General features: G+C 58.3%; 2 protein-coding genes. Both read right to left on the reverse strand.

Annotated elements, in window-relative coordinates; genetic code table 11:
* Positions 1 to 176: 176 nt before the first annotated feature.
* A complete protein-coding gene (locus AC07OK_RS17310) occupies positions 177 to 521 on the reverse strand; it encodes a hypothetical protein (protein ID WP_494691467.1) in 345 nt (114 codons plus the stop codon).
* Between the two features lie 14 nt (positions 522 to 535).
* Positions 536 to 9,769, reverse strand: a complete 9,234-nt coding sequence (locus tag AC07OK_RS17315; RefSeq protein ID WP_494691468.1) for an RHS repeat-associated core domain-containing protein — start codon at positions 9,767 to 9,769, stop codon at positions 536 to 538.
* Between the last annotated feature and the right edge of the window lie 214 nt (positions 9,770 to 9,983).

Here is a 9,983-nt window from a genome sequence, read left to right on the forward strand (position 1 = left end):
AACTGCTTTTCAGGAGGCCTCACCACAACAGTCGGAACGCCACCTACTGAACAGCTATCTTGTCCCGCGCATGGATCTGGAGTTTTCCCGCCGTTGCTGCCGTTACCGCCATTGCCATTGGTGTTGCCGCCTGCAGTGTTTGCCGAATCAGCCGTGCTTGTAAAAGACTAGTACTCCTAGCTCTGTTCAGAATCCCGCTCTTTTAACAAGGACGCATGGCGAGGACGTAGTAAAAAAAGCGCCACTAAGATGGAGGTCACAACTCCAATTAACGATGCTGCGTCGAGCCATCCCGCATATTTTTCATAGCTAGGTATATTGGCAACGACGACGATCCCCGCAGCTCCGAACAAAATGGAAAATAATGCTTTAGCTTTTCTCTTCCATTGAGTCTTTACGGCCAATATGTAAACTGTCGCGAATGCCAACACTAACACTTCACCAAGAAATGACAAAACCACTGCCGGATCACCAACAGCCAGCGCGCTGGTACAGAAAAATATAGCGCTGATGAAAAACATTACCCTAGCCATATTCATTTGACTCCAAATCCGCTTAAATCATTGTTCTGGAAGGATTTCCATGCTTGCCTGGTTACCTGATAGAGATCGCTGTTCGAAGAAGGCTTGAGCATCTCATTCCGAACATGGGTAAACACTTCCATCTTGGTTTCGTTGCCAGTCCACAATTGAAAACCTTGATGGGACGGAGAAGTTGAATCTTGCATCGTATGCAATGCCACGCCAAACCAGAAGTACGCCTTATGCAAGTCACCGCCCGCTTTAGCATCCAATGCCATTGAAGCAGCATTTTGGACGAACTGATTGGATGCATCTCTCGCCTGATCGACGGTCTGGCTAGGATTTCTCATTGCATGAATATATGTGTATTGGGCCGACTGATGAGCTGCGGAATCCGCCCATTCGTGCCCTTCATCGACTGCCTTTAGATTGTCCTTGCCAATATCTTTGCCAAAGACATCAGAACCGGCATCCTGATGGACATAAAAACCTTTCTGAGATGCCCAAGCCAACTGATCCCCTACTCTTGGAGCTGACTCTCCGCAGCCTGCATCGCAAAAGCCGCCGTTAGGTCCTAGCAATGGACCGGATGGGCTACTTCTGTTTGCCGATTCATCCTCAACTGAAATTTGATACGCCGTAAATTGAAAACGTTGTGGAATTCTAGTGCCAAGTTTAGGAGGTAACTTTCCAACCAGGTTTAATGGCTGTACTGTAACCCTGACATTTCCAACACTGTTCTGTAGTGCGAATAATCCCGCTTCATTCGCCAATCTACTTTCCTGGAGGCTACCCAAAATCTCCACACTCTGGGAAGCAAATCCCGTTGGATCAATAAGGTTCGTTGGGTTATTCAGCACATAGCTATAACGATTATAGTTCTGGCCATTTAATGGATCTTGAATTAGCGGATCCCCCGACAGGAACTTACCCACAAACGGATCATATACCCGACCATTCATGTGCACCAAATCCAGTTGGTCCAGCATCTCGTGGCCGGTAAAGCCGCGGTTGTCGGTCTGTCCATCCAGCGTGTCAGGTGTCGAGACGCCATCCAGCGTGCGCCGCTTGCCCCAGGCATCGTAGGCGAACTTCTCGCGCAGGTTGCCCTTGTCGTCCGTCATCGCCACCGGACTGCCGAGACGGTCCAGATGCGTCCAGTTCAGCTCACTTGCCGTCGCGCCCGGACGGTCCATTTCTACACCCACGCTGAATGGCCAGTAGGTCTTCACCGTCACCTGACCGCCCTTGCTTTCCACTTCCTGCGCGCCGGCATAAATCACCGAACTGCCGTCGCTGCGGTCCTGACGCGTGCGCTGGTGTTCCGGCCCGTAGACGAAGTTCGCCGTAGTCGTTCCCTTGGCCATCTTGAGCGGCATGTCGAAGCTGGTCCAGGTCGCGGAACGTGCCGGACAACCTGCACAACTCGGACTACTAGTCAAGTTGCCATTTTTGTCATATACAAAACTGCCGGTGAGGCCCGTGATGTTTTGTACCGCGTGTGGCTGAACCGCCGTCGCTCCTTGGAGAGGATAAGCATAGGCGCCGCTTCCAACCCCGGTCTTGCTGAGCATGTTGCCGGCGTCGTCATAGGTAAAGGTCTGCTTGGGCTGGCCAAAGACCGTACTGGTCCAAAGGCGGTTCAATGTGTCATATTCGAACGATTCATGGAAGCCTACGCCGTCCCAATACTGATCGCGCGTCCCCACGTTGCCCAGCACATCATAAGTATAACCTTCCGACAGATGCTCGACCGAGGCCGATGTCGTCAGACTGGTGCCGCTCAGGTGGCCCGTGTAATCGTTGAAGGTACGCGACTGCGACAAGCCGTTTCCCAGTAGTATACCGTTCGCCCTGGCAGCCGCGTCCTGTTTCGTCACTTTCCACAGGACTTGGCTGCCGCGCTCCAGGCGCACCATATAGCCCATGTTGTTGTACCGGATGTCGAACTTCTTGGCCGCGTCCGTGCCGCGCTGGTACACCTGCTGAATAGGTCGGCCCCATGCGTCGTAGACGTTTTGGGACGTGTAGCTGATCAGCTGCAAGCTCTGCGATGTCGTCAACGGCCGGCCCAGGCTGTCGTAGGTATGGGTGCGGTCGTAGTCTTTGACCGTCCCCATCGTTGTATAGGCTTCCTGCAGCTTGCCCTTGCCGTTGGCGGCGCCGTCATACACCCAAAAGCTATTCAGGTCAGGCGCCGATCGAACAGTCATCCGATCCAGATCATCATATGACATTAATATGCCAGGTAAGGTCCCGCCAGCCTGCAAGCGCGGACGCAGCTTCGGCGTAACTTGCTGATAGGTCCTCCCGAGCGGGTCAACGCCGTAATCGATCGTGCCCAGGTCAGGGTCCTGCAACTGCGTCTTGCGACCCCAGAGGTCATAACTGACCTTGATCACATTCCCGTTGGGATCGATCGTGTTATTCAGTGCCCCGAATGGTTCGTAGCCAAACTTCGTCAGCTTGTTATTCGGGTCCTTGACCTGGATGAGCTGCCCCAGTACGTTGCGCGTCTCGGTACGGCTTTGCGTGAGCGCATTGGTCACCACCGTTGCGAATCCCGAATAGTCGTTGCGCGTGGTTTTCAACGTCCCGGCCTCGTCCATCACCGAACTGCGGATGACGCGGTTCAGAATGTCATATTCCAGCCGGCTGGCCAGGAACGCCCTGGCGCCATCAAAATGCGGCTGGTCGGTTTCATACAGGCGCCCCAGCGAATCGTACCGCTGGTCGGCATTGACCGCCCTGCCGTCGAATCCCCAGCTCAACGTGCGCAGCACGTGGCCCACGGAGTCGCTGTAGCTGATCGCCGGCACGGCGATACGATTGCTGCCGTGTAGGGTGTCGATGACACGTGCCATCGTCGCCTGGGCCGGGCAATCGGCGGCGCATTGCTTGAGATAGGAACGGACTTCATTGCCGTCAGGGCGCACCTCCTTCGTGACGCGCCCGAAGCCATCGGAGATCCAGCTGGTGCTCAGGCCGTTGATGTCCAGGGCTGTCTTCCTGGCGCCGGTACCCGCTTCGTAGGTATAGTTTTCCGTATGGCCCAGGGCGTTCTTCACGATCAATGGATAGCGGCCGTTGGCATCGTAGGTCACGTCCGACACGGTGCGCGACAGCGTGCTCCCAATGGTCGGATTGCTCCAGCTTTGTGTCGTGGTGTTGACCAGGCCGAACGCGTTGGTGCGGCCATAGGTGGTCACCACCGTCAGGCTGCCACCACTCGGCTCCACCGTCGACGTTTTCATCAGTCCAGTCGCGCAGTCGTGGTCATACCCCATCGTCCGCGTCAAGGTGCCGCTGACCGAGTCGGTCCGGGTCGTGCTGACCTGCAAAGGCAGGGATGGCATCCAATTCGCCGAGCACGGTTTGAAACTGCTGTCGGTCCGGTTCACAAAGCCGCTGTCGATGCCGCCCACGCTGTAGGTCGTTGTCTGCGACAGCTGGTTGCCCCAGTTGTCGTACCCCAGATCCGTAGAGCTGCAACCGAGGTCACTGCCGTCCAGGTCCTTGCGGCACAGCTTGCTGTTGGAAGCATAGACGAAGGCCGTGCTGGCGCCGTTCGCCTGGGCGATGTTCTTCACGCTCAGCGTGTTGACCGTGCTCGACAGCGCGATGCCGCCGCTGCTCACCGTGGTCGTCAAGGCATTGTCGGTGTAGGGCCAGACCAGGCCGTAGGTCGAGGTCGTCACAATCCCGGTCTGTTCGTCGGTGCTGGATACCTGGGCATAGCCGAGAGCGCCCCGACCCGCGACGTCGAATGCGGCGTCCTGATAAGCGTAGGTCGTCGAACGACTCCCAGCCACGCCGTTTTCATGGCTGATGCGTTGCACCACCTTGCCCGGACTGCCCGCCAGATGCTGCGGATAGGCCAGCGCCACACTGTTGGGCATTGTAACTACGCCACTGGCCAAACCGTCCACGTAGGTCACCGTGGACTTCGCGCCCAGGCCGTTCTTGACTTGATGAATACGGTCCAGTGCCTGGCCCGCCACCGCCAGGTCGACCGGCTCGAAGAGCTCCCAGCGACCATCCTCCTGCCAGACATTGCCGGCGGAGACACCGCCGCTGTGGTAATACAACATCTGTATCCGGCCGGTGCCCTGCAAGTCCACGTACATCCTCTTGTCGTATAGCCGCCCGGCAAGCGACGACCCGGTGATGTTCCATGGAACGCAATTAATGCCGGCGTCGTTAGCGTCGCTTGTGGTGTCGTCGCTATACACGCTACATATCTTAGTGCCGCCGGCGGCTGTCGGGCTGACGCCCGCAGCATATGTCAGCGGGTACACTAAAATCGACGGCTGGCCGTCACCGATAAAGTTACCCACCGCAGCCACGGTGCCGTACTGGTTGCCGCTGTATTTCTTGCGCACGTGGCAGTCCAGCGCGCGCCCGGTCGAAAGGCACAAGGTCATCTCGGCACGGTTGTAGATCTTGACCCCGTTGACATAGCTGACATCCAGGAAGCCAAACGCCAGGCCGTTGTAGCCGGAACCGTTGAAATCGCCGCTCAAGCCCGAAACGTCCTCTGGCTTATCGAACTCATAGGGCGGAATCACCGAGGTAGGTGGTGGTGACGGGAAGTCCGGGTACACAAATGGCACCATATTGCCTGCGGTAGACGTGCTTCCAGGCAGCCTGAAGTTATTCATCGTCACGGTCGGGGCAAGATTTTCCCAATGCGGCCAGTAATGCTGTTCATTGTCGACGTAGACATATTCGACGGAATGCGGATTGCTCCAGCGTACATCGTAAGGCTTGCCGATGCCGGCGAAGTCGACCATCTGCTGAAGGCTGACATAAGAGCGCAGGCTGAAGTCCGACGTGCCGTCATCGAGCATTTTTCCACCCAATACATTCGGCGGCGATGGGTCTTGCACGCACGGCGAGGTCTGCATGCAGAAGTAAGCCCAGCCATTGATATTGGTTGGCCCGTACACGGCGGAACGGCCATCCCCAAGTATATCGACAACATAGGGCTCATGGCCGACCTGGTTGCCGCCCGCCGCCGAACGCGCCGGATCGCAGTTAAATACGATGGTCGAACCTGGCGCACCCAGCGCACCAGCCCGCCCCAACGGTGACAAGCAAATCTGCGCGCCACTGCTGGTACTTGACACCAATAAATCAAGCGCACCATCGCCATCGAAATCGCCGACATCGAGCACCACAAAGGCGTCGCCGGTATTGAGCTTGTAGTTATATTGTGTAAAGCCGGTGCCGGTATTGTGGAAATAGCGGTAGGACTGCTGGAGCGTGCCTGGCGGATTCGGATTGGCGTCGTTAGTCGCCCCCGGTGTATTCGTAAACAGCGAAGCGACGCGCTTTTCCAGGACGTCGGTAAAGCCGTGATGCTCGAAGTCGCTGAAGGCGAAATAGTCGGCATGGTCGGCGGCGTTGGTGATGCCGTTAACCGTCTTGTACGTCGTCAGGATCGGCCCGCCGGACCAATAACCCTTGCTGGCAAATCCCGGCTGCTTGGACGGATCGGGCTTGCCCCAATTAAACGTGGTCGCTGGCATGCTGTCCATGACGCCAGTGGCCGGATTGCGCGCCGACGCTTGCACCTGGTTCAGCATGCTGCGGCCGCTGGTCGGGCTGTACTCATAGCTCAACGCATAGTCACGCATCGCGCTGCCGTTGGCGACCGGGTCACCATCGAGGTTGCTGCCGACGTAGGTCTTGATGTGGCTGACGCGCTTGCGCAGATCGTTGCGCGTCTCATCAATATAACGCGTCCAGGCATCGTTGCGCGCCTCATAGACCAGCGCCACCGCCGCATGCGATGGCAGGCCGGAGGCGCCGTAACGCAGGAAAATCGGATGGTGCTCGCCAGTATTCGCATCCTGCTCATAACTGAACTTGATGTAGTTGCCCATCGGGTCAGCGATACGGTCCAGCGCCCACGACTGCGCACCATTCTTGACCGGCGGGATGCTGCTGGTCGCCAGGCCAGAATTAGGGGTTCCCAGAATCGGATTCACATAGCTGTCGGCCGTGCTGCCATAGGTCATCACGCGGCCGTTTTTCAGTTCTACCCGGAAGCTGCGCTTGCCGTTCGCGACCACCGCCGTGATGCGGCTGAACTCGTCCAGCTCGGTCCGGAATTCGGCATTGTCCGCCCAATAGCTGCTGTCGCTCAGTGCCACATTGGCCAGTACCAGCCGCTTGCCATCCAGGCACAGACGGTCTGCATTGTCAAAGCTGATACGGCCGTTGACGCCGTCCTGCGCAATGGTCTTGCCGCAGCGGTGGATGCTGGACAAGCCACCCAGGCTCCAGCCCAGGCCCACCGTGCCGTTCGGCGCGGAGCTGTTGTAGTCCAGCGACAGCGATGGCTGCATGCCGGCGGTACCGGGCGGCACCACGATCGGCAGGCTGTAGGCTGCGGCGCCGGCCGGCGTAACGCTCAGGCTGCCCGGCAAGGTGCCGGCATCGGCGTTGCCCAGATGCGGCGGCGTGATCGCCACCGGCAGAGGCGTCGAATCGCTCGGCGTGGCCGTATAGCCGGCGGTGATCGTGGCAGGCGGGGATGTCGCCACCAATTGCCCATTGCCGTTATACAGCTGCGCCGTTACCACGTACTTGTTCGCCGCGATATTGGTCCAGGTGCCACGCCATGTGCTGCCGCTGGCAACACCGGTCGTTACCTGTTGCGCGCCAGCGAAGAACTTCACGCTAAATCCTGTGGTCACGCCGCTGGTAGTCGCAGTCAGCACCAGGTCGCTCGGACTGCCTATGGTCAATCCATCCAGGCCTGCATCCAGCACCACCGTTGGCGCCGCGCCGGACGCCATCGTGATGAGGCTCGCTTGTGAGTACAGAGTCATGTTGCCCTTGCGGACGCGCGCTTGTATCGCATACGGCGCCGAACGCACATCCAACTGCGCGGTGGTGACCGAGAACGCGTCAACTGCGCCATCCGGGTTAGCCAACACCCAGTTGCCATCTACGCTCAGTGCCACCTCGTCATACGGGCCGCTGCCACCGCTTAGCTGGGTACGCACGAACACCGTTGACGGCCCGATGATCTGCTGGCCATCTTTAGGTGTGCTCAGCGCCAGGCGCAGACTGCCTGGAACCGTGCAGCTGTTGTCGTCGCAAGGCAAGGTCGCGATTGGCGACTTCCCGCTGTCGAGCACGCGCACATACATGGCGCGGCCAGCCTTGGTACCTGTATATGGGCTCAGGTCAACGTTAAAATGGTGCGCCGTGCCAGGTGTCGCGCAAGTGGACTGCACTGCGGAGTTGTCCGCCTCGGTGGCGAGATCGGCGACCCGGACGGTTTCTGCGCCCTCCAAAAATTCGGCGCCGATGTCGCGGCTCGGATAGTCGAGCAGCACCTCGTAGCTCAGTTGCTGGGCACTGCCCTTCTGGCAAACCCAGCCCACCAGTTGCGGCTTGCCGGCCGCATCCTGGCGCACGCCAGTTACGCTGCCCAGCAGCGTGCTGCTCTCGGCGCTGACATTGACCGGCACGATGTCGGAATCGGTTTGAACGCCTTGATCGTCGGTGCTGCGCAGCTTGAATTTGTAGCTGCCGGCCGATGCTGGCGCGGTAAAGCTCAGTGCCAGCGAGGTGTCGCTACCCGTTACGGTGCTGATTGGCGTCGCCGCAAAGCCACTGCCGCTATCCCGCAGCAGATCCAACTGGCGGACGATGTGTCCGGTTTCGCTGCCGCTGCCGCTAAAGCTCAGCGTCACCGGCGTGCTGCCCTTCATCCGCGCATTGGTCGGCGTCACCGCCAGCAGCGCGCTGGGACCGCTACCGGACACTACAGCGATGTTCACTACTTGCGTCGGTGGTCCAAACCAGGCGAAGTCGTCCTTCACCATTTTCCACTGGAAGGCATAGTTATCGGGTTTCGATGGCGCGGTGATCGGGATGGAGAAGGTAGCCACTTCCCCCGACGGCACTGGCCCGGTCAAGTATGCCCGTGCGGTTGAACTGAACAGCCGGCTGTCCTGCGGCTTAAAGAAAAATCCCAAGCGGAATGTAGTCGCAGCAGTCCACGTAGTGGTCCCGGTATTGATCATGCGGACCGTCACCGTGTATGGCTGGTTGGCGCGCATCGTGATTGGGACCGTCTGATCAAGGAATTCGGCGCCCAACGGCGCACCAGCCGAGGCAACGACCATGGTCGTTTGGGTCACTTGGCTTGCCTGCTTGTATTTGCCGTCGCCTAGCTGGCTCGCGACGATCGCGCACTGGCCGATGGCCTGCAGCGTCACCGTTGCAGGGGATGTAGCATTCACCGTGCAAACATTGGTGGTGGACGAGGTAAGCGTGACCGGCAGATTCGAATCCGCACTGGCCGAGGCGATAAAGCTGGCAGCGCTCAGCAACTTGGGGGGCAACGCTGCAAAATTGATCGTCTGTGCTTTCTGTAATACGGTAAAAGTCTGGGTAACCTGTTGCGCCGAAGCATAGGATCCCCCGCCGCTCTGATTTGCTGCAATCGTGCAGCTACCTCCGGTAAGGATCGTTACCATGCCATTAGCTACTGAACACACACCACCGGTCAGCGAAGAAAAGGTGACGGTCATGCCCGACGTGGCATAGGCGGAGACGGGGAACGCGCCGTCGCCGTAGGTATGTGTCGCCAGCCCATCAAACGTAATCGTCTGGGTCACAGCGGCGACGGAGAAGGATTGCGTCACCGCTGATGCGGCGTTGACATTGGCATTGCCGCCTTGACTGGCGGTGATGTCGCACTGGCCGGGGCCGTTGATTGTGACGGTCGTGCCGTTGACCGAGCACGCAGAACTGCTAGTACTGAAGCTGACCGACAAACCCGGATACGCGCTGGCGCTGATCGTAAATGGTGGCGCGCCGACCGCCTTACCCGAAATGCTGCCGAAACTGATGGATTGCGATGCCTTGGCGATATTCACAACATTTGTCTGAGACGCGGGATTATAGTTGCCGTTTCCCGCCTGCGACGCTGTGACGTTACAGGTACCAGCACCATTCAAGCTCAGGCGAGTTCCGGACACGCTACAAGGCCCGGAGCTAGTGAACGTGATAGGAGAGAGCGTACTGGTCGCCGACATGGTCACTGCTGGGTCGCCGTAGATCTTTCCAGTAATGGCAGCAAAGCTGAAATTTTGCGATGCTTTCGCTATGGTGAGCACCTGCGGGACGGCGGTTGCGGCAGTATAAGAGCCATTCCCGTCCTGGCTTGCTACGATATTGCACAGGCCGGCGCCTTGAATCGCCACGGCACTCGCGCCGGACATGATACAAATCGTCGACGGGGTTGCTTGATAGCTTACGGGCAAGTTTGAAGTGGCCGCCGCCAACAAAGGCACTGTTGAGACCGTGCCAAATACGACTGTGCCAGGAGCGGGAAATGTAATGCTCTGCCCGGTCTGCGGAGGGTGTAAATAATATTGTGTAAACGGTCATTTGGCAGGACACTGCCGCCATCAAGGAGATTTAATGACCGTTGTA

The organism is Duganella sp. GW821-FHT07G03 (assembly GCF_059418605.1).